At 45.8% G+C, this 20,973-nt stretch carries 18 protein-coding genes; 7 read left to right on the top strand and 11 right to left on the bottom strand.

All coding sequences use genetic code 11. From position 1 onward, the window contains the following. Positions 1 to 8: 8 nt before the first annotated feature. The 6 genes from J4N43_RS07880 to J4N43_RS07905 form a co-directional block, all read right to left on the bottom strand. Entirely contained in the window at positions 9 to 2,864 is a 2,856-nt protein-coding gene (locus tag J4N43_RS07880) for a formate dehydrogenase subunit alpha (protein ID WP_053350545.1), read from the bottom strand. A 10-nt stretch (positions 2,865 to 2,874) separates the two neighbouring features. Then, positions 2,875 to 3,075, bottom strand: coding sequence for a twin-arginine translocation signal domain-containing protein (locus J4N43_RS07885; protein ID WP_005377542.1), 201 nt, complete (start codon positions 3,073 to 3,075; stop codon positions 2,875 to 2,877). A gap of 73 nt (positions 3,076 to 3,148) precedes the next feature. Further along, positions 3,149 to 3,775 carry a TorD/DmsD family molecular chaperone gene (locus J4N43_RS07890; protein ID WP_053350546.1) on the bottom strand — a complete coding sequence of 209 codons (627 nt, stop codon included), beginning with the start codon at positions 3,773 to 3,775 and terminating at the stop codon, positions 3,149 to 3,151. Positions 3,776 to 3,784: 9 nt separating this feature from the next. After that, a complete protein-coding gene (locus J4N43_RS07895) occupies positions 3,785 to 5,446 on the bottom strand; it encodes a 4Fe-4S dicluster domain-containing protein (protein ID WP_053350547.1) in 1,662 nt (553 codons plus the stop codon). Between the two features lie 311 nt (positions 5,447 to 5,757). Then, positions 5,758 to 6,384 (bottom strand): DUF3306 domain-containing protein, encoded by a 627-nt coding sequence (locus J4N43_RS07900; protein ID WP_252094164.1) that lies wholly within the window; start codon positions 6,382 to 6,384, stop codon positions 5,758 to 5,760. Next, the gene (locus tag J4N43_RS07905) at positions 6,374 to 6,838 is read right to left on the bottom strand and encodes a DUF3305 domain-containing protein (RefSeq protein WP_005389514.1); all 465 of its coding nucleotides are present in this window, start codon (positions 6,836 to 6,838) and stop codon (positions 6,374 to 6,376) included. The genes J4N43_RS07900 and J4N43_RS07905 overlap by 11 nt, the downstream gene beginning before the upstream one ends. A 323-nt stretch (positions 6,839 to 7,161) precedes the next feature. On the opposite strand from J4N43_RS07905, the gene J4N43_RS07910 reads away from it, so the two are divergent. After that, positions 7,162 to 7,986 (top strand): formate dehydrogenase accessory sulfurtransferase FdhD, encoded by an 825-nt coding sequence (locus J4N43_RS07910; RefSeq protein ID WP_005377552.1) that lies wholly within the window; start codon positions 7,162 to 7,164, stop codon positions 7,984 to 7,986. A gap of 240 nt (positions 7,987 to 8,226) precedes the next feature. Here the strand turns inward: J4N43_RS07910 and J4N43_RS07915 are convergent, their stop codons facing one another. The 3 genes from J4N43_RS07915 to J4N43_RS07925 form a co-directional block, all read right to left on the bottom strand. After that, positions 8,227 to 9,819 (bottom strand): ABC-F family ATPase, encoded by a 1,593-nt coding sequence (locus J4N43_RS07915; RefSeq protein WP_025766654.1) that lies wholly within the window; start codon positions 9,817 to 9,819, stop codon positions 8,227 to 8,229. A 216-nt stretch (positions 9,820 to 10,035) separates the two neighbouring features. After that, positions 10,036 to 12,075 (bottom strand): sensor histidine kinase, encoded by a 2,040-nt coding sequence (locus J4N43_RS07920; RefSeq protein WP_025766655.1) that lies wholly within the window; start codon positions 12,073 to 12,075, stop codon positions 10,036 to 10,038. Next, positions 12,065 to 13,516 (bottom strand): sigma-54-dependent transcriptional regulator, encoded by a 1,452-nt coding sequence (locus J4N43_RS07925; RefSeq protein ID WP_025766656.1) that lies wholly within the window; start codon positions 13,514 to 13,516, stop codon positions 12,065 to 12,067. The genes J4N43_RS07920 and J4N43_RS07925 overlap by 11 nt, the downstream gene beginning before the upstream one ends. Before the next feature lie 334 nt (positions 13,517 to 13,850). Here J4N43_RS07925 and J4N43_RS07930 point away from each other — a divergent pair, with 334 nt between their 5' ends. From J4N43_RS07930 to J4N43_RS07955, 6 genes are all read left to right on the top strand, one after another. Continuing rightward, complete coding sequence (locus J4N43_RS07930; protein WP_252094165.1) at positions 13,851 to 14,669, top strand: ABC transporter substrate-binding protein; 819 nt, start codon at positions 13,851 to 13,853, stop codon at positions 14,667 to 14,669. Positions 14,670 to 14,675: 6 nt separating this feature from the next. Continuing rightward, complete coding sequence (locus J4N43_RS07935; RefSeq protein WP_005396188.1) at positions 14,676 to 15,374, top strand: ABC transporter permease; 699 nt, start codon at positions 14,676 to 14,678, stop codon at positions 15,372 to 15,374. A gap of 50 nt (positions 15,375 to 15,424) precedes the next feature. Beyond that, positions 15,425 to 16,144 carry an energy-coupling factor ABC transporter ATP-binding protein gene (locus J4N43_RS07940; RefSeq protein ID WP_005396189.1) on the top strand — a complete coding sequence of 240 codons (720 nt, stop codon included), beginning with the start codon at positions 15,425 to 15,427 and terminating at the stop codon, positions 16,142 to 16,144. Continuing rightward, the gene (gene mobA, locus J4N43_RS07945; protein WP_005453897.1) at positions 16,122 to 16,709 is read left to right on the top strand and encodes a molybdenum cofactor guanylyltransferase MobA; all 588 of its coding nucleotides are present in this window, start codon (positions 16,122 to 16,124) and stop codon (positions 16,707 to 16,709) included. Before J4N43_RS07940 ends, mobA begins: the two co-directional genes overlap by 23 nt. Further along, positions 16,706 to 18,484 carry a bifunctional molybdopterin-guanine dinucleotide biosynthesis adaptor protein MobB/molybdopterin molybdotransferase MoeA gene (locus J4N43_RS07950; RefSeq protein ID WP_140100933.1) on the top strand — a complete coding sequence of 593 codons (1,779 nt, stop codon included), beginning with the start codon at positions 16,706 to 16,708 and terminating at the stop codon, positions 18,482 to 18,484. The genes mobA and J4N43_RS07950 overlap by 4 nt, the downstream gene beginning before the upstream one ends. Positions 18,485 to 18,558: 74 nt before the next feature. Next, positions 18,559 to 18,825 (top strand): DUF2960 domain-containing protein, encoded by a 267-nt coding sequence (locus J4N43_RS07955; protein ID WP_005377584.1) that lies wholly within the window; start codon positions 18,559 to 18,561, stop codon positions 18,823 to 18,825. Positions 18,826 to 19,028: 203 nt separating this feature from the next. Here J4N43_RS07955 and nagK read toward each other — a convergent pair whose 3' ends face one another. Continuing rightward, positions 19,029 to 19,937 carry an N-acetylglucosamine kinase gene (nagK, locus tag J4N43_RS07960; protein ID WP_005495063.1) on the bottom strand — a complete coding sequence of 303 codons (909 nt, stop codon included), beginning with the start codon at positions 19,935 to 19,937 and terminating at the stop codon, positions 19,029 to 19,031. Positions 19,938 to 20,110: 173 nt separating this feature from the next. Then, complete coding sequence (locus tag J4N43_RS07965; protein WP_252094166.1) at positions 20,111 to 20,860, bottom strand: tRNA-uridine aminocarboxypropyltransferase; 750 nt, start codon at positions 20,858 to 20,860, stop codon at positions 20,111 to 20,113. Positions 20,861 to 20,973 lie beyond the last annotated feature (113 nt).

A 20,973-nucleotide genomic window follows, 5' to 3' on the forward strand; every position in this document is an offset into this window, starting at 1 on the left:
CAGACTCCTTACGCTTTACGAATGTTACATAGGGTTACTTTGGTTTCCTGCATCAAGGTAACCGGGTCGTAACCGTAAGTGGTTGCCGTGTTAGCCGATTCGCCAACAACGTAAGGTTGTGTACCTTCTGGGTATTTAGGGCGTAGGTCTTCACCTTCGAACTTACCGCCAAAGTGGAACGGAATGAACGCCAAACCAGGTTTCACACGACGTGTTACCATCGCTTTCACCTTGATTCGTCCTTTCTCTGCACCTTCAACCCAAACATCATCACCATCTCTAAAGCCAAGATCGTTCGCGTCTTTCGGGTTCACTTCAACAAACATTTCTTGTTGAAGCTCGGCAAGCCAAGGGTTTGAACGCGTCTCTTCACCACCACCTTCGTATTCAACCAGACGGCCAGAAGTCAGAACGATTGGGTACTCGCCCGATTTGTCTTGCTCTTGAATGGATTTATACAACGTAGGAACACGGAAGATTGCATCTTTGTCTTCCCAAGTTGGGTAATCCGTTACAAGGTCACGACGTGGTGTGTAAAGTGGTTCACGATGCAGTGGCACACGGTCTGGGAACGTCCAAACAATCGCACGCGCTTTCGCGTTACCAAATGGAATACAACCGTGCTTGATCGCGACACGCTGAATACCGCCAGAAAGGTCAGTCTTCCAGTTTTTACCCTCTGCTGCCACTTTCTCTTCAGCCGTTAGATCGTCCCACCAACCAAGTTGTTTCAACAACTTGTCAGTGAATTCTGGGTAACCGTCTTTGATTTCACAGCCTTTCGAGTAACTGTCTTCTGCAAGAAGGCTCTTGCCTTCGAATTCCACACCAAAGCGCGTACGGAAGTTACCGCCACCTTCTGCAACCGTCTTAGACGTATCGTATAGAATGTGTGTGCCTGGGTGTTTCATTTCCGGTGTACCCCAACATGGCCAAGGTAGACCGTAGGTTTCACCGTTGACAGGGCCACCTTCCGCTTCCAATGTGGTTTTGTGGAACGTATGCCAGTTTTGTTGGTGCGCTTTCAAACGCTCTGGGCTTTGGCCTGTGTAACCAATCGTCCACATGCCTTTGTTGAATTCACGCGTTAGGTCTTCAATCACCGGCTGGTTGTTTTCAACACGGATATTTTTGAACAGAAGATCGGAATAGCCCAGTTTCTTCGAAAGCAGGTACATGATTTCGTGGTCTGGTTTTGATTCAAACAAAGGTTCAATCACCTGATCACGCCATTGTAGAGAACGGTTAGATGCGGTAACGCTGCCGTGTGTTTCAAACTGTGTTGTTGCAGGAAGCAGGTAAACCCCGTCGGTACGGTCGTTCATTACCGCAGCAACCGTTGGGTATGGGTCCACAATCACCATCATGTCCAACTTCTGCATCGCTTTTTTCATCTCAACACCACGTGTTTGAGAGTTCACTGCGTGTCCCCAGTAGAACATTGCACGGATGTTTTCGCGTTGACGAATGTTGTCTTTGTTTTCCAGTACACCATCAACCCAACGAGATACAGGAATACCTGCACTGTGCATTGGTTTCTGACCGCTGTAAGCGTTGTCATCGAAACGACCTTTGATCCATTCGTAATCGATTTCCCACACTTTTGACCAATGACGCCAAGCGCCTTCAGAAAGGCCGTAGTAGCCAGGTAGCGTGTCAGAAAGTACGCCAAGGTCGGTTGCGCCTTGTACGTTATCGTGACCACGGAAGATGTTTGCACCGCCGCCTGATTTACCAATGTTACCAAGCGCTAGCTCAAGCACACAGTAAGCACGTGTGTTGTTGTTACCAGTAGTATGCTGAGTACCACCCATACACCAAACAATGCAGCCTGGGCGATTTTCAGAAAGCAGTTTTGCTGTTTGGTAAACGTCTTCTTCGCTTACGCCTGTTACGCGCTCAACTTCTGCTGGCGTCCATTTCGCCACTTCAGCACGGATCTCATCCATACCGAATACACGTTGACGGATGAACTCTTTATCTTCCCATTGGTTTTCGAAGATTTGCCACAACACACCCCAAATGAATGCTACGTCAGAACCAGGACGAAGTGATACATAGTGATCCGATTTTGCTGCCGTACGTGTACGACGAGGATCCGCTACGACGATCTTACAGTTGTTCTTCTCTTTTGCGATCAGAATGTGCTGCATCGCTACTGGGTGTGCTTCAGCTGGGTTTGAACCAATGAATAGCATCGACTTACAGTTGTGCATGTCATTGAAAGAGTTGGTCATCGCACCGTAACCCCAAGTGTTCGCTACACCCGCCACGGTTGTTGAGTGACAAATACGCGCTTGGTGGTCAACGTTGTTCGTACCCCAAAGTGATGCCATTTTGCGGAACAAGTACGCTTGTTCGTTGCTGTGCTTTGCGCTTCCCAAGAAGTAAACCGAATCAGGGCCAGACTCTTTGCGGATGTCCATCACCTTGTTACCGATTTCTTCGATCGCTTGATCCCAAGAAAGCTTTTTCCACTTACCGTTTTCAAGCTTCATTGGGTATTTAAGACGGCGCTCACCGTGACCATGTTCACGCAGTGCTGCGCCTTTTGCACAGTGACCACCCGCGTTAAATGGGTGGTCGAATGCAGGCTCTTGACCCGTCCAAACACCATTTTGAACTTCTGCGTAAATACCACAACCGACTGAACAGTGAGAACAGATAGTACGTTTTACTTCTGTTTTCGCTTCTGGCTCGACTGATTTTGCTTGCGCTTTTTTCATCATTCCCGGTGCGAATAGACTAGCACCAACCACTGCGCCACCAGCGGCAAGCGAAGTGTTTTTCATGAATGCACGACGAGATACGCCAAGCTGGTTCGTTTCTTTGCTCACACTGTCGGAGCGTTTGACAAGTTTCATCCGTTATCTCCTAAAGTGTGTCGTAGTAATCGCGAATGTGTTGAGTTTCACGATACCCTTTCTTCTTCACGTCGTTTTCAGAAGGCTCAACCGTTTCTGAAGCAACGGCCACTTTCGTGGTTCCCGCAACAACAGCACCGGCAACGGCAGCGGTTGTGAAGCCTTTTAGGAGATCCCTACGGCTTGTGTTTATTTCTTTATTATCTTTCATCATTGCTTCCTTACCTTACGGTAGATCTTTGGAGACTCATGCCTCTCTATCGATATGACCAAGTACTGCTCGATTACTCGTAATCAGTGACGTTTTTCACATCAATTTTTAATTTGTTCTTACTGCTTTTGGTGTTCACGCTAAAGCGGACTTGCTCTAACGTTAAAAATGCATCGCAAAGCTGTGCAGCTGGCTTGTAGAAGTTCACGCTTTCGGCGCTCTCTAGTTGGCGCGTAAAAGATTGGAACCAAGGGGCAATGTGTTTGTTAAACACCGCTTGTTGAAGTTCTTTCTCTTCACCTGTCAGCATTGCCATAACTTCGCACAGTGCAGAAATATGGTCTTCAGGCTCTTTCACGTTCTCTTCTCGTTCGATGCCTAAAAGATCCAAATCGCGACGAATTTCCGCTAACGGTTTTTCCATCATCGAGCCAGTGCGATGCCAAGATCCGAATGGCACAACTTCACCACGTCCAATGCCAATAAACAGATCTTGATATTCTTCTTCTAACGCTTCTCGCTGCGCTTCGTTCGCGGCTTGTTGCAGTGCGAGCCAAGCTTTTTGCATCGCGCTCTCAGACGGCTCAATTTCTAGCGATTTCAGGAACGCCAGCATTTCATCACTAGGCGCACTACGAAAAAGTGCGGATAAAACGAGATAAATGTCTGTTCTCAGTGTTTGTTCTTGTTGTGTGTCCACTGCGAGCTCCTAGTATTTCAGTTGTTTCATTGGGTCTTCTGCCATCGACTCAAACATGTCGATCACACGGCAGTCTTCACACATCGCGATACGATTGATCGCCGCTTCATCAGAGAAATGAGAGTGACCGCGTAACTTATTTTGTAGCATGTCGATCATCGATTGCGGAGCAAAAGGCTTGTGACAACGAATGCACTCGGCTGCCTTTTCTTCGTGAATCACAACCGCTTTTTGGCGCTCTTTTTTCACCCAGTTCATACGAGGCGTAAGCGTCAGCACTTTCTCTGGACACGCTTTCTCGCACAGCCCACATTGAATGCAGTCTTGCTCGACGAATTTAAGCGACGGAGATTGACCATCGGTATGAAGTGCACGTGTAGGACAAACTGCCACACAGCTCATACACAACGTACAATCTTTGCTCTCACAAGAAACATTGCCGTAAGGCGCGTTTGCTGGCAGCTCAACAATGTTCTCGACTGGAATACGAGAAGACGACAACGCATCCAACGCCGTAAATAGACGCTGACGTTTGTTGCCTTGCAAGTCTCCTAATGCCAAATCAAAAGACTCGGTACAAAGTGTCGGAGCACCTTCACGTAGTGACTCTAGATACAGAATGTCGATGGTTTCTTTGGCGATACCAAGCTGACCGAGCAGCTCTTGAGCAATACCTACTTCGCTATTAAGCACACGAATAATGGTTTGAGGCATAAAACGTGAAGCCGTAAACAGCACCTGAGTAGCACCATTCACAAGCGCGGCGAACCAAGTATCAATACCAACCGAAGGCAGTTCTTCCACCACAATTGGAATCACATTATCTGGCAGTGCTTTTAGTGCCATCACGTTGTAGCTCTCGTGGCGAGAACTACAAATCAATACGATAGGATCTAAACCACCCGCTTGCTCATAGTTGGCGAGCGTACGTTCAATAAACTTTTGCGTATCTTCAGGGTTTGGCAGTGCGTAATGAATCGCTTCTGTCGGACACGCTGTAGCACAAGTACCCACGCCTTGACATAGGTATGGATTGATCTCGATGCGATGGCCCGTTCTGTCGCTGCCTTCACTCGATAGTGCCCCTGCCGGACAAGCATCCACACACCGTTCGCAACCTTTTACGCCACGAGAGCTGTGTGCACATAAATCGGTATCTAAACGGAAGAATTTCGGTTTATCGAACGTCCCCATTAAGGTTGGAATCTCTTCCAACGCTTCAGCCAGTTTCGGATAGCCACGACCTACTGGGTAGTAGCCCGGTACTGGGACTTCTTCCGACATGCAGCTGTTAAGGCAAAGATCGAGTACGATATCGAAACAATCGCTATTGATCGCGACCTTGGCAAGATTGTTGGTCGAACCATGATTTTCAATCAGAACTTCAAACGTACCTAAGAACCCTGAAACCTGAACCGAATTGGCGTAATAAAGCTCGGGATTTGTGCCCTTTTCGCCATCGGTAGAAAGCAGCGTTAGGCTGTTCATTTGCGACAATTGCGCTGCCGCACTTTCGATGATTGCTGTTGGGCCCACAATCAAAGTATTACCGCCGCTTTCATAGCTTACGGTTGGTGGAATAAGATTGGTCAACTCTACGGTATTTTCGAAAGCGTACAGCCTCGCTTTACCGTTATTGGAAGTTGCTTGTTCTAATAATTGTTTCAGCATTGCTCAATTCCATTTATGAACATGGATAGTCTTTTCCATCTCTTAGTGTAGTTAGCGCCGGAGATTCTGCTGATTAACTTATCAATGAGAATTCTTATTCCGCCGTCTATAGGCGATGAATACTACGCAGTGCGTCCGTACTAACTTCAACCAGATTGGTATTGAGCAACAAATAGCAAGTGTCATGCCAATAAAATATCAACTGAAAATCAATAGGTTATCAATTTTACTGACAAATAGTAGGGATAAAAAAACCGGTTGAGACATTTTGTCTCAGCCGGCTCATTGAGTGTTTAGTCAAAATGTACCTATTATTTGTGTGGTACATTTTGTCTCACCTCGTTAGGCTGTGATTCTTCAGCAAAAGTATCACTTTCGCCAGATACTGTATTTATATACAGTTCATTTTCATCTTGAGTAATTTGGCCACTTTTGTCGGTGTTTGACTCTGCGTCTTCAACTACCTCAGATGCGATATCGTTAGCGTTAAGCTCAGACCCTTGCGCAGTTTCAGCGTCTGGTTCGTCTTCCACTTTATCTTTAACCCAATCACGCAGCGTCTCAGCGACGTCTTGAGAAAGTGACTTTAAGTTACTGTAATCATCATCGTAATCGTCTAGGCCGTCACGCACGTTAAATTCTTCGGACAAGAACATTTTGCGCAGCGCAGCTTTCTTAACGCTTTCTGAAGCTTCAGAAACCAGCAGTTGCGCCACAGACATTTCTTCGGTTTTTTCAGTCTCTACACTCGCGGTAATGTCTGGAGCCTGACTATCCTCATTGACGTTCAAAGTATCTAAGCTTTCGTCAGCGTTTGAAAGCGCTGTGACACTATCTTCGGATTGTTCCGTCTCTGCTATCGGCGTGATCTCTTCAGCATGTTGGGAAGATTCTTCTAGTTTACGTTTCGACCAACGGCTTAAAAAACTAGTTGCCATTTGCTCTGCCTGCTCCTTTGCGTTTCTTGCGTCTTACTTCTAACAACTCACCATGACGACCAATAAAGGCTTCCATCCAAGCCTGAACGGCTAACGGCATATCGTTAGATAGTACAAGGTTATCACCATCCATATATTGCGCCGCAACAGATTGTGAAGCCGTCAGTAACTGTATCGCTGGTTTTTCACCAGACTCGACGTTATCCATAACTAAAAAGAGTTTAGGTTGCTGAGAGCTTAAGTTAAAGCGGTAGTCTGTACGCTCGTCTTTATGTAATTGCAACAGACAAACATCTGGAGTCTCTTCCGTCGGATTCAGCGCAAATCCTGTCAACTGCCATTGGGTTGTCACCCAAATCCCTGTACTGATCTCATGCTCAACAAGCTCTACGCCGATTGGCCATGTATCCTCAGTCTTTTCGTAATTTTTTTCGAAATCTTTCTTATCCGACATAACTCACCCAGTCTTTCTATTTTTGGTCTGAAAACACACAGGACATTTTGCCCCCGTTTTCGACCATTTTTATTGTCTTCGAAGCAATAAACGCGCCAAGCTGATATAACTTAGTCTATATACACCCTCAGGCTATAAGTACCAAACTAGACGAAACTCAAATGTATTGATGTGTCATTACTGCGAACTCGCAGTTTTAATGCATTGTTGACATAAAACCTCGCAATTTCTGTGGAAACCGCTATTTTGGAATGAGATTTGCTAGCCACTTAAAAAGCTAAAATGCGTAGCAACCTAACGCTCTTAATCACTAGGACACGACTGTGCTGAAACCAAATATTATTAAAACCAGTGAAAATCCCCTGCAAACCATTGAAGTCGATGTGTACGACGAGTACGGCGAAAAGCTCACGAAGCAAATCGCTTGCGAGCGTCCTCTTACGGTCATGCTGAACTGGAAAGAAGTGGTCACGCTCATGACGCTAGGTTCGCGCCCAGAAGCACTAGTACTCGGTTATTTAAAAAACCAAAGCTTCCTGTCCGATCCAGCCGCGATCGAATCCGTTATTATTGACTGGGAAACGCATTCCGCAGCGGTGATTACTAAAGAAAACACTGAACACTTAGAAGGCGCCCTGAAAAAGAAAACCGTCACCTCAGGTTGTGGCCAAGGCACTATGTATGGCAACGTGATGAAGCAGCTTGAAAATTATCAAGTGCCTCAAGTTTCTCTTAAGCAGTCAGAAATTTATTCTGCGCTGGAAGCGTTAACCCATTACAACGACACCTACAAAAAAGCGGGCGCAGTACACGGCTGTGCGGTTTGCAAAGGAAATGAGGTGTTGTCATTTGTGGAAGATGTCGGCCGTCACAACGCAGTGGATACACTTGCAGGTGAGATGTGGCTCAAAGAAGAAACAGGTGAAGATAAAATTTTCTACACAACTGGTCGCCTTACATCAGAGATGGTGATTAAAGTGGCTCAAATGGGCATTCCTGTTCTGCTTTCTCGCTCTGGCGTTACTCAAATGGGGTTAGATCTAGCGAAGCAATTTGGTATTACGACCATTGCGCGTGCGAAAGGTTTGCGCTTCCAAGTCTTTACAGGAGCCGACAAGGTTGAATTTGATGTAAAAGGCAACCAATAACACCTTTTCAGTGTAAACTAAAACCAATAATGCGGATTCACAGAGGATGTGGACTATGAATAATGACCAATTGTGGAATTTTCTGCTTACGCCCAGCGGTATCATGCTTTCTATGATTATTACCTTTGGCGTAGTCGGAATCTATGCGTATATAACAGGTCAGTTTAAGGATTAAGGCCAAATATTAAAAAAGCCTCGCTAAATAGCGAGGCTTTTGCTTTTTAAACGCTTTGCGAGTAATTACGCGTCAACGCCACGAGATTTTAGGAACTCAGAGTAAGTGCCTTTAAAGTCTGTGATTTTACCATCGCGGATTTCGATAATACGCGTTGCTAGTGAGTCTACGAATACACGGTCGTGAGAGACGAAGAACAACGTGCCTTTGTATTGCTCAAGCGCCGTGTTCAAAGATTCGATCGATTCCATGTCCATGTGGTTGGTTGGTTCGTCCATTAGCAGCATGTTTGGCTTGTGCATCATTAGCTTACCAAGCAGCATACGACCTTGCTCACCACCAGACAGTACTTTTACTGACTTCTTAATGTCATCTTGACCAAATAGCATACGACCAAGGAAACCACGAACGACTTGCTCGTCATCACCTTCTTGACGCCATTGACCCATCCAATCCGTTAGGTTCATGTCTTCTGCAAAGTCATGCGCGTGGTCTTGCGCGTAGTAACCGATGTTTGCATTTTCAGACCATTTGAACTCACCAGCACGCGGTTCAAGTACACCAGCAAGCGTGTTTAGAAGTGTTGTTTTACCCACACCATTTTCACCGATGATCGCAACGCGCTCTCCCACTTCAAAAATTGCATTGAAGTCTGAGAACAAGTCCTCTTCAAAACCTTGGCTCAGGTTTTCTACAATCAGAGCGTTACGGAACAGCTCTTTAGACTGTTCAAAACGAATGAATGGGTTTTGACGGCTAGACGCTTTCACTTCGTCCAATTTGATCTTGTCGATTTGCTTCGCACGAGATGTCGCTTGTTTTGCTTTCGATGCGTTTGCAGAGAAACGCGCAACGAACGTTTGTAGCTCAGCGATTTGTGCTTTCTTCTTCGCGTTGTCGTTTAGTAGACGTTCGCGAGCTTGAGAAGCCGCCGTCATGTACTCGTCGTAGTTACCAGGGTAAACGCGTAGTTCACCGTAGTCCAAGTCAGCCATGTGTGTACATACTGAGTTTAGGAAGTGACGGTCGTGCGAAATGATGATCATTGTGCAGTTACGCGCGTTTAGCGTGTCTTCCAACCAACGGATTGTGTCCATGTCCAAGTTGTTGGTAGGTTCGTCAAGAAGCATCACATCTGGGTCTGCGAATAGAACCTGCGCTAGAAGTACACGAAGTTTCCAACCTGGTGCTACTTCACTCATTAGACCGAAGTGTTGCTCCATTGGGATACCTACAGCAAGAAGAAGCTCGCCCGCTTTGGCTTCTGCCATGTAGCCGTCCATTTCAGCAAACTGAACTTCTAAGTCAGCCACTTTCATGCCGTCTTCTTCGCTCATCTCAGCAAGTGAGTAGATGCGGTCACGCTCTTTCTTCACTTCCCATAGCTCTTTATGCCCCATGATAACGGTATCGATTACAGTAAATTCTTCGTAAGCGAACTGGTCCTGGTTCAGTTTTGCAACGCGCTCGTTTGGATCGTAGCTTACGTTACCGCTGGTTTGCTCAAGCTCGCCGCTGAGGATCTTCATAAAGGTTGATTTACCACAACCGTTAGCTCCAATTAAGCCGTAGCGATTGCCTTCGCCGAACTTAACTGAAATGTTTTCGAATAGCGGCTTAGCGCCGAATTGTTGAGTAATATTCGCTGTGGAGATCAAAACCTTTACCTTAGCAATTGGGGTGTATTTAGAAAAACCGGGCAACGGTACTTGTTCATGCTACATACTGCAAGTGTTGTTTTTATTAATTCACTCCAAGTGAAATCATTGTAAGGTTTCTAAGAAGCAAAAGCGTAAACATAAATGCGTCATTAAATACAAAAAAGAGCCACTATCGTCAGTGGCTCTTTTTCCATTAATACTTCAAAAAAGTGACTAAGCGATGTTCGTCACCTCTAGGATCAGTTCGGCTTTTTTAGGTAAATAAATACTGAATTTACTGCCTGTTCCCCATTCAGACTCTGCTTTTAACTCACCACCCGTTTGGCTGAGAATACTTTGGGAGACCGATAGCCCTAACCCTGTGCCTTCTCGTTTAGTTGTGTAAAATGGCGAGAAGATTCGACTCAAGTTTTCTGGTTTAATACCGCAGCCCTCATCGATAACATGAATCGCGGCTCCTTTCACTTCGCCCTCTTCAATCCAGTCTTCACTGACTACTGTTAATGTTCCTTTACCGCTCATTGCGTGAATGGCGTTCATTTGCAAATTAACTAAGATTTGTAGCAAGTGGTGACGGTTTATCTCAACGGACGTATGCGCTTGTAGGTCAGTCACAAACTCAACGTCGCGTTTCTTGGTGCCAGTTTTAACCAAGGTGATGCTTTCATCAATGATAGGATTGACATGTTGCCAAGTGATTTCATCTTGAACACCGCCTTGGCGACTGTATTGCAATAAACTGCGTGTGATATTGCGGATACGATCAATTTGCGCGTGAATCGCATCAATTTCTTCTTGTACTCGACTTGCATCGTCACCCAATTCAAAATGGATCAATTCTACGTTGCCAAGAATCACGGCGGTTGGGTTATTAATTTCGTGAGCAATCCCCGCGGTGAGTTCTCCCAGCGCTGCCAGTTTTTCATGAACAACGAGTTTGTCGCGGGTTTGGTTGAGCAATTGAATATGCAGTTCAAGATCTTGGGTTTTTTCTCTCAGGCTTGCCGTACGCTCTTGAACTTTGCATTCAAGTTGAGCTGCGGAGTTTTTCAGTTCAATTTTGCGCTCTTCTAGCGCGTCTAACATATCATCAAACTGTCTGGCTAACTGCGCAAGTTCATGATCGGCATCTAATCCTAACGGGCCAATCCGTTTTTCTTTACCTTGTTGGACCTGCTTCACCACTTTATGAATGCGTTCGATCGGTCGAAACAGATCATAAGAACCGCGATATACCATCACGCCAGAAACCAGCAATAACATAACCGTAATCAAGCTGATTTCGGCAATGTTGGTCATGTAGGCTTTAACGAATGGCCACATTAGGTAACCGGTATAAAGCATACCAATAACATTGTCGTATTGGTCTTTGATTGGTTGATACGCCGTAATATACCAAGCGTCATACACATAAGCGCGATCAACCCACTGTTCACCCTTAGAAAGTACTTGGTTATACACTTCTGCGCTCACGCGAGTTCCTATGGCGCGCCCTAGCCTGTGATCGCTGTCTAAAGGAACGTTGGTGCTCACACGCAAATCATCGAGAAACACAGTCAACGTACCCACAGGGCGAAGGCGGTCATTATCACTTAAGTATATGAGATCGCGGATTTGATCCACCAGCACTGTACTATTGTTAAGGAGCAAACCACCATCCAGAAAGCCGATCAAATCGTTCGCTTGGCTGTATACCGGAATCACGGTTCGACTGACTAACCCACGCGCCTCCCTGTCACCATCAGCAAGAATAGGCACTTCTGCTCGTTTGGCGAGTTCAGGATCGAGGCGTTCGAGTTCTTCTTTATTAAGTACATCAAAAAACGATTCGCGCTTGGTGAGATCCATAAAGCGGAATTTGTTTTCCATGGAATTAACGCGTTGGAAAGAGAGAAAATCTAAAGCATATCTTTTCTTCTGCTCTGTGACCCACTTTTGCAGGTCACCTTGTGGCGTTCCTTGATTAATGCGAATACGGAAATCGTACGAATCGGCAAACGCCCGCACGTAATTGGCTTGCTTTTGCTGTAACAACGTTACACTGTTATTTGCAACACCAAGACGTTCCGAGACATCAAGCAGCGCATTTTGCCACGTGTAATGAATAGACCAATAAATGGTAATGCCGATCAGAGCTAACAACGTGAGGAAAATCGGCGCAGAGGTTAAGAATAACAAACGATAACGCACCATGGTTTTAAAACGGTGCGTCCATTTTGACAATCCTTTGTGCTGTGGGCCGTTAGTCGGCATATTCCTCATCTTCAGAATCCCATTCTTTGTATTTACGTTCTAAGGTCTTGCGAGCTACGCCCAAGTCGCGAGCAGCGGCTGATTTGTTGCCTTCGTGCAAGTTAACGACTTGTTTAATATGTGCTTTCTCGACTTCTTTTAACGTCCAGCTGTTTGGATAGCCCTCGCCAGTAAATTCTTTGCCTTCTTTAAAGGTTGGTAACTCAGCTGAGTGAGAAACAGTAATCGATACATTAGGCAGTGAATGCCCGCCATTCAGCTCTCGCCAATAGTGTGCAGGTGGTTTGCCAAGCAAGATACAACGCTCAATCAAGTTTTTCAGCTCACGAATGTTTCCCGGCCAATCGTACTCACTCATGGCTTCCATGTCCTCGTGCGCCCATTTTGGCGCAGGCATACCGAGCTCGCGCGTCAGCATGTTGCTGAAAAATGGCACCAACTCAAATAAGTCGGTTTTGCGCTCTCGCAGCGGACACACTTCAATTTTCAGAACGTTTAAACGGTAATAGAGGTCACTGCGGAAATTACCTTGATTGACCTCTTCTTGCAGGTTTCGGTTGGTTGCCGCTACGATACGGACATCAATACTGATCTCTCTTTCTGAACCGACAGGGCGAATCGTACGCTGCTCTAACACACGTAATAATGATGCCTGCATTGCAAGTGGCATCTCCCCGATTTCGTCAAGAAATAAGGTGCCACCGTTCGCAACACGGAACAAACCTTCACGCGATTTTTTTGCACCGGTAAACGCGCCCGATGTATGACCAAACAACTCACTTTCTAAAAGCTCTGGTGCAATCGCGCCGCAGTTGATTGGCACAAACGGGCCCGTTCGCCCACTCGCCTGGTGGATACCTCGTGCAACTAGTTCTTTACCCGTACCCGACTCACCTTCCACCAAAACAGAAGCGCGTGATGGTGCAAATTGGTTAATAAGTTGCTTAAGCAGACGCGTTTTTTCTGAGCCGCCGATGATCTCTGAGGTATTGTGACGTTGGTAATCGCGTGTCATGGCGTACTGCATGCGTTCGTTCAAACGGCGATCCATACAGCGACTGACCGCTTTTAACATCTGCTCAAGGTTGAATGGTTTGAGGATAAAGTCGGAAGCACCGAGCTGTAGCGCTCGAATGGCAATTTCTAAATCCGCATAACCCGTCATAAAAATCACATCGGCACGTTTGTCATCATCTTCAAACGCTTCTTCCCACTCAATTCCAGAACGCCCTGGCAGATTAATATCCAGTAAGATCAGATCATAATGTCGAGAATTACGCAGTTGTTCTGCTTCTTCGATGCTACCAGCTGTATCGACATGTGAAAAAAGCTTACCCAATGCCTTTTTCAAGATGGCTTGCATGCCTAATTCATCATCGACGACCAGTACGGAAAAGGCGCTATATTGTTGGTTTGTACTAAGATGGGATTGAGTAGACATATTTACCCCAGATGGATTTCGATGGGACAGAGTGTACCAAGTTTAAACAGAGATACCCTACAAAAAGTGCGACATTTTGTACCAACGCAAACTTTTATGCAAATAACCCCATGATTTAGTGCATAAACCAAGCACTTTAAGCTTGTAAAAGGTTGGCATCTTGTTTGCTATAAGGTGGATACGGAGCGCATTTAAGTGATCTCAGGATGTTGATGTTTGCTTATTCCAACACCCTAAGACAACTTGCGTATTACGCTAATCGCTCTCGTCCAAAAAGGCTTCTCCCTAAAACCTGGAGAGATTCCAAAGAATCATTGGAAAGGAACACATAAAAATGAAAAAAATTGCGCTAACTCTGGCTGCAACGTCAATCACGCTTGTAAGTTACTCTGCGTTTTCTGCTCAAGACGGAGAACACATTCGCCTTGCAACCACAACCAGTACCTACCATTCAGGTTTACTTGATTACCTGCTTCCACAATTTGAAAAAGACACGGGCTACAAAGTCGATGTTATTGCTGCAGGTACGGGTAAAGCCTTAAAAATGGGCGAAAACGGTGACGTAGATTTGGTGATGACACATGCACCAAAAGCTGAAGGCGCATTTGTTGAGAAAGGCTACGGCGTTTTACCTCGCAAGCTAATGTACAACGACTTTGTGATTGTTGGCCCTAAAGCAGATCCAGCAAAAATCAAAGATGACGAAAGCGTGTTAGATGTGTTCAAAGAGATCGCGAACAAAAACGCAACGTTCATCTCTCGCGGCGATGATTCTGGTACGCACAAAAAAGAAATGGGCTTTTGGGCTCAAACTAAAATCGAACCAAACTTTGGCGGTTACCGCAGCGTAGGTCAAGGTATGGGCCCAACTCTGAACATGGCGTCTGAAATGCAAGGCTACACAATGTCAGACCGCGGTACATGGTTGGCTTACCAAAACAAATTGGATCTAGAAATTCTGTTCCAAGGCGATGAAAAACTGTTTAACCCATACCAAGTTATTCTTGTTAACCCTGAGCGTTACCCAACAATCAACTACCAAGGCGCGAAAGCTTTCAGTGATTGGTTGGTGAACCCTCGCGGTCAGGAACTTATCAATGGTTTCCGCCTGAACGGTAAACAACTGTTTGTTGCGAATGCTGAGAGCAAATAACGCAATATGAATCTTGCTGATACAACACTGGAAGCGCTTCGCTTGCTGGTGAATTTTGATGCAGACCTATGGGAGATCGTCGCGGTCTCCTTTAGTGTTTCTATCACGGCAATATCCTTAGTGGTATTGCCGGCTATTTTGATGTCCTTTGTACTGGCGTATACCGACTTTCGCGGTAAATGGTTTTTGCTGTCGATCGTGAATACGCTGCAAGCGGTTCCTACCGTCGTGATTGGTCTTTTGCTGTATATGTTGCTATCACGCGCTGGCCCTTGGGGAGACTGGCAAATGCTGTTCACTCAGAAGGCGATGATCTTCGGCCAAATGGTGATCTGCTTCCCTGTTTTGGTATCGATGATGCATGGCGCATTGCAATCTAGCGACCGTCGCGCAGTGGAAACCGCCATCACCCTAGGCGTCTCCATTCCGCGCGTGGCCGCTACGATGATTTGGGAAACCCGCTTTCCTCTACTCGCAGCTATCATTGCAGGGTTCTCACGTATCGTAACCGAGGTGGGCTGCTCAATGATGGTGGGCGGAAACATTATGGGCGTAACGCGCAATATTCCGACCGCTATCGCAATGGAAAGCAGCAAAGGTGCTTTTGCGCAAGGAGTTGCATTAGGAATTGTATTACTATCTTTAGCGTTGGCTCTAAACTTCTTCTTATCAAGCATGAGAGGCAAAGGCTACCTCAGAACATAGAACATGAAGCAAACAAACGACTCACCATTAACCCCATGTAGAGGCGCATTATGACTATAAAAATCACCGCCGAGCAGTTATCCATGCGCTTTAAAGAGCGTGTGCTTTTCCACATCCCTGAGTTAGCCATCGGCCCAAATGATGCCATTTATCTCAAGGGTGACAATGGTGTGGGCAAAACTACCCTACTCAAAATCCTTGCTGGCTTGCTAAAACCTTCTACCGGCGATGTTGTTGCACCAAAAGATACGTGGCTGAAAAGACTGACGCGCCGCAACGGCCGTGTCGATGTGATTTATCTCCATCAATCTCCTTACCTTTTTGACGGCACTGTTTATGAGAACGTAGTCTATGGAGTGAAATATCAACAAGACACTCCAAAAGATAAGCGAGCTCAAGTTATTCACGCACTACGCATGGTAGGTTTAGAAACATTAGCGGACGAACATATCTCCGTGTTGTCCGGCGGTGAAAAACAGCGTGTTGCCATGGCAAGAGCTTGGATTTTAAAACCGTCGATTTTATTGATGGACGAGCCAAGTGCGTCTTTAGACCAAGAGTCCATTGAACGATTGGTGGTGATGGCGAAAGATCTTTTGGATCGTGGTTCCAGTATCGTGGTGACAAGCCATCAAACCAACGCACTGACCGACTTATGTAAAAAACAGTGGTGGATTAAAGACAAGACTTTGATAGAGTCTCCCCTGTTGTATGTCATACCAAAAGAAACATCCCAAGAGAATGCATATGCTTCAACCAACACAAACTAGTTGGGTCATTTTGGCTGGTGGCCAAGCCAGCCGTATGGGTGGAAAAGATAAAGGTCTGATTGAATTAAATCAGAAGCCACTCATCGAACACGTTATTGAACGTTTATCTCCACAAACACCACGCATTTTAATTAATGCCAATCGAAACCAAGATGCGTACAGCAAATTTGGTTTCGTATTTAGTGATCAATTCAAAGATTTCCCTGGACCTATGGGCGGTATTCACGCGGGTTTGATGCATGCTGAAACTGACTGGGTCGGATTTGTACCTTGCGATAGCCCTCAAATTAACACCGACCTTGTCGAGCGTTTCTGCCAGGCAGTCAAAGAAGACAGTGATATTTTAGTCGCGCATGATGGTGACCATCAGCAACCTGTTTTCACGCTCTACCACAAACGCGTACTGCCAAAACTCACCGCATTTTTAGAACGTGGCGACCGCAAAATCATTCTGCTCTACAAAGAGTGCAACACCAGTTACGTTGACTTTAGCGACTCACCAAACTGTTTCGTCAACTTGAACACTCCGGAAGAACTGGCGCAATTTGGACAATTAGAATCATGAAACACACGCTAAACATTCCTATTCTTGGTTTTGCAGCTTATTCAGGCACAGGCAAAACCACGCTACTTGAAGCCCTATTGCCAAAGCTGACTGAAGCAGGTTTACGCATTGGCATGCTAAAACATGCGCACCACAACTTCGATGTCGATAAGCCGGGTAAAGACAGCTACCGTTTACGCAAAGCTGGCGCGTCTCAAATGCTGATTGCTTCTCGCAACCGTTTTGCGTTAATGACAGAAACGCCAGAAGCCGAAGCGGAGTTTGAATACCTCTTAACTCGTTTTGATGAAGACAAGCTCGATGTGGTTTTGGTTGAAGGCTGTAAAAACATCGCGTTTCCTAAAATTGAATTGCACCGTGAAGAAGTGGGTAAACCTTGGCTTTACCCTCACGATGAAAACATCATTGCCATCGCTTCCGACAGTGCGGAGTTAGATTCTGAGCTCCCTCAAATGAACATCAATGATTTGGATGCCATCGCTCAATTTGTTCTTCAATACGTTCAAGATGCAAAAGCACCAAAATCTAAAGAGAAAGACGCCGCATGTTGCGACACACTTTCTCCGGCTTTCCTTTCTGTGGTTCAAGGCCAAGAAAAAATCCTTTCTTTGGTGAACACGGTTTCGGAAATAGAAGCATGCAAGATTGAAAACGCCTATGGCCGCGTTCTCGCGGAAGATATAATTTCACCAGTAAACGTGCCGCAGTACACCAACTCCGCGATGGACGGTTACGCCATCCGCAGTGATGATGTTGACCGCAGTAGCTACCAAATCGTCGCAGAAGTGATGGCGGGCCATGCTTACGATCAGCCTCTGGAAGTTGGTCAAGCGGTGAAGATCATGACTGGCGCACCAACACCACGTAACGGCGACACAGTGGTCATGCGTGAGCAAGCCTCTCAAGAAGGTGACAAGGTCACCTTTAACGGTGCGAATATCAAAGCAGGCCAAAACGTTCGTCAAGCAGGTGAAGATCTCGCTATCGGCAGTGACGTCTTTACCGCAGGCACTCGCCTAGCCTCTCCAGAAATGGGCATGATTGCTTCGCTTGGTTTTGGTGAAGCGAATGTGTTCCGCAAATTGAAAGTTGCCGTGTTCTCCACCGGTGACGAAGTACAAGCGCCGGGAACAGAGCAAAAAGCGAATTCTATCTACGATTCCAACCGTTTTACCATCATGGGCATGCTTGAAAAGCTCGGCTGCGAGATCTTGGATTTCGGTATTCTGGAAGACAACGAACAGTTAATGATTGAAGCGTTGGAAAACGCATCGGCGCAAGCAGACGTGGTTATGACTTCTGGTGGCGTATCTGTAGGTGATGCGGATTACATCAAACTTGCCTTGGATAAACTTGGTCAAATCGATTTTTGGCGAATCAACATGCGTCCGGGACGTCCACTCGCGTTTGGTCAAATCAACAACAAGCCGTTCTTTGGTCTGCCGGGCAACCCTGTTGCCGTGATGGTCTCTTTCATTAACTTTGTCGAGCCTGCACTGCGTAAGATGCAAGGCGAACAAGGCTGGAAGCCTCTGAAAGTGAATGCCATCGCGACTGAGAACCTTCGCTCTCGCCAAGGTCGTACCGAGTTTAGTCGAGGAATCTATGAACTGGATGACACTGGCCGTTTAACCGTTCGTACAACAGGCAAGCAAGGCTCTGGTATTTTGCGCTCAATGAGTGAAGCAAACTGTTTAATCGAAATCTCCCCAGCTATTGATACAGTAAAAGCGGGAGAAAGCGTGACAATTATCCCACTTCAAGGCAGAATCTAGCCCAAACTAGAAATTCAAAGGTCAGCGAGTCTGGCCTTTTTGTTTAATACAGAAACCTTTTCAGAGAGACAGCTATGGCTCGCACCATTCTTTACACTTACAAAGACCAAGACAAAGAACTGACGTTCTCATACCAGCAGCACCGCAACATTCAAGAAGCGGTTGCAGAAGCAGAAGGTATCGATATCACTGAGTTCCTAAAGATGGAGCAACAAATCGAAGCAGTGTCTGACACTAAAGCGGTGCGCAACTACCGCGATAACTACTTCAGAAAATTAGGCTTTAGTAAAATCACCCTAGCTCAAAAAGAAAACCTAGGCGTAGGCAAAAAGAACAAATAAGCTTAGCTGTAAACAGAAAACTCGCGATTCGTCGCGAGTTTTTTATGCATGCTACTTTTGTTCGTGCTCTATACCCAAGCATACCGAAATTACTTAGGTATATGAGTTACTTCGATATATAAGTAAAAAGCCCCGTTTTACCTTGATGGTCTAAACGGGGCTTTAAATTTCTTCTTACTTTATATCGAGTAAGGTTTCAGTCACTACTTGATGTTTAGGAACGCAGCGCCACGTACACCACCTGAATCACCGTGTTTTGCTTTGATGATCTTCGGACACTTCGCGACAGAAAGCAGGTACTTAGGAATACGTTTTGGCATCTCTTCGTAAATCAATTCGAAGTTGGAAAGACCACCACCCAGCACAACAACATGTGGGTCAGTCGCTGTAAAGATGTTTGCAAAACAGATAGCCAGCAACTCCATAAAACGCTCAACGTGCTCAACAGCTTTCGCCTCACCTTCTGCGTGCGCTTTAATGATGTCGATCGCTTTCTTCTCTTCACCGTAGTAATGGGCATAAAGAAGTTCGAAACCTCGGCCAGAAAGGTAACTGTCTAAACAACCTTTCTTGTCACAACCACAACCCAATAGAGGTGCGTTTTCGCCTAAGTGGAACCAAGCATCGATAGGTAAACGAGTATGGCCCACCTCACCTGCTACGTGGTTACGACCAGAGAAAACTTTACCATCGTAGATAAAACCGCCACCAAAACCAGTACCTAGGATCAAACCAAGTACAGAAGGCTCATCTTGAAGCTCTTCGTCCCATGCTTCTGATAGCGCAAAACAGTTCGCATCGTTTTCAATCTTTACGCTGCGACCGATTTTCGCTTCAAGATCCGCGCGCAGTGGTTTGCCTTTCGCCGCAGGAACGTTAACCGTTAATACCGTTGCATCGTCTGCGTCTTCCATACCTGGTAGGCCAAGACCAATGGTGCCTTCGCAACCAAACTCTGCATCGTATTTGTTAACCAATTCCGCAATGGTATCAACCAGCAGCTCGTAGTTGTCTGTTGGTGTAGGTACACGTTCCGTCGCTACACGCTCAAGCTTCTCGTTAAATGCACCAAATTCAATTTTAGTGCCGCCGACATCAAAGCCGTAATACATGTATTTCTCTCCTAAAAAATGCTTAAACGACTCCCAAAATGGCTGGAGTCAAAAGTATAAACTAATGGCATTATCCATATCTGTACGCCTGCAAACCGTGACCGAATGCAGATTTATCCCCTCGCTGAAGTCAGTTGAACAACATGCCATCAACAAAAGTTCATTCCTTAGAGTCAGCTCTCGGTTTTCACCCACTCTTTGAAACGTTTCAAATGTGGTCGATTAGGATCGTTTTTGACTCGAGTCTTGGTTAGCATGTAGGTTTCTCTAAAGGCTTCAAACCACAATTGAAGACATTCCGATGCTTTAGGCTCACCAGCTTGTTTTAAAACTAATGTCGCGACTTCGGCGGTTGAAAGATGCTGATCATTCTCGGAGCGGCGCATGATGTATTCAGACAGAGATTCCGGCTCAATGGAAAGCACAGGCAAAGATTTAAGAAAATCAGAACGACGGAATATCTTTCGTGCCTCACGCCAGCTACCATCAATAAAGATCAGCAACCATTTTTTGTTCTCGACATCTTCTTTTACCAATCGCCCTGGCTCTAGATCTTCAATTAAACGAGAGGGATCATCCACATAGTCTGCAGGAAATACAATCACCGGTTGGTAACTGTCATCCTGTAGTAGCGCTAGCATCTCTTCAGACGGTTCTGTTCGGTTCCATTGATACACGTAAGTCTCTTGAATCGTATCAGCGATTAGACGACCGGTATTACTTGGCTTAAATACTTCGTTTTCAGAAACAATCAACATACATGCAATATTAGCCTTAATGTTTGGCTGAAGGTCGCACAAACAGTGTTGCTCAGAAACCTGGCAATATTGGCAACGAACCACTTTACATCCACGCGCGTTGAAAGGCTTGGTTGAGATAGATTGTCGGTACTGATATAAACGGTGGAAAGCGTGAATTCTCATGGTAAGTAATGCCAAGTAAAAAGTAGAGCGCGATTCTACTGATATTATGGTTTCGCCTCAAGATAAGCCCATCAGCAGTGTGTTGAAATAATTTCACACTTATCTCGGTCATA

Source organism: Vibrio sp. SCSIO 43009, assembly GCF_023716525.1.
In the GTDB taxonomy this organism is placed as follows: domain Bacteria; phylum Pseudomonadota; class Gammaproteobacteria; order Enterobacterales; family Vibrionaceae; genus Vibrio; species Vibrio alginolyticus.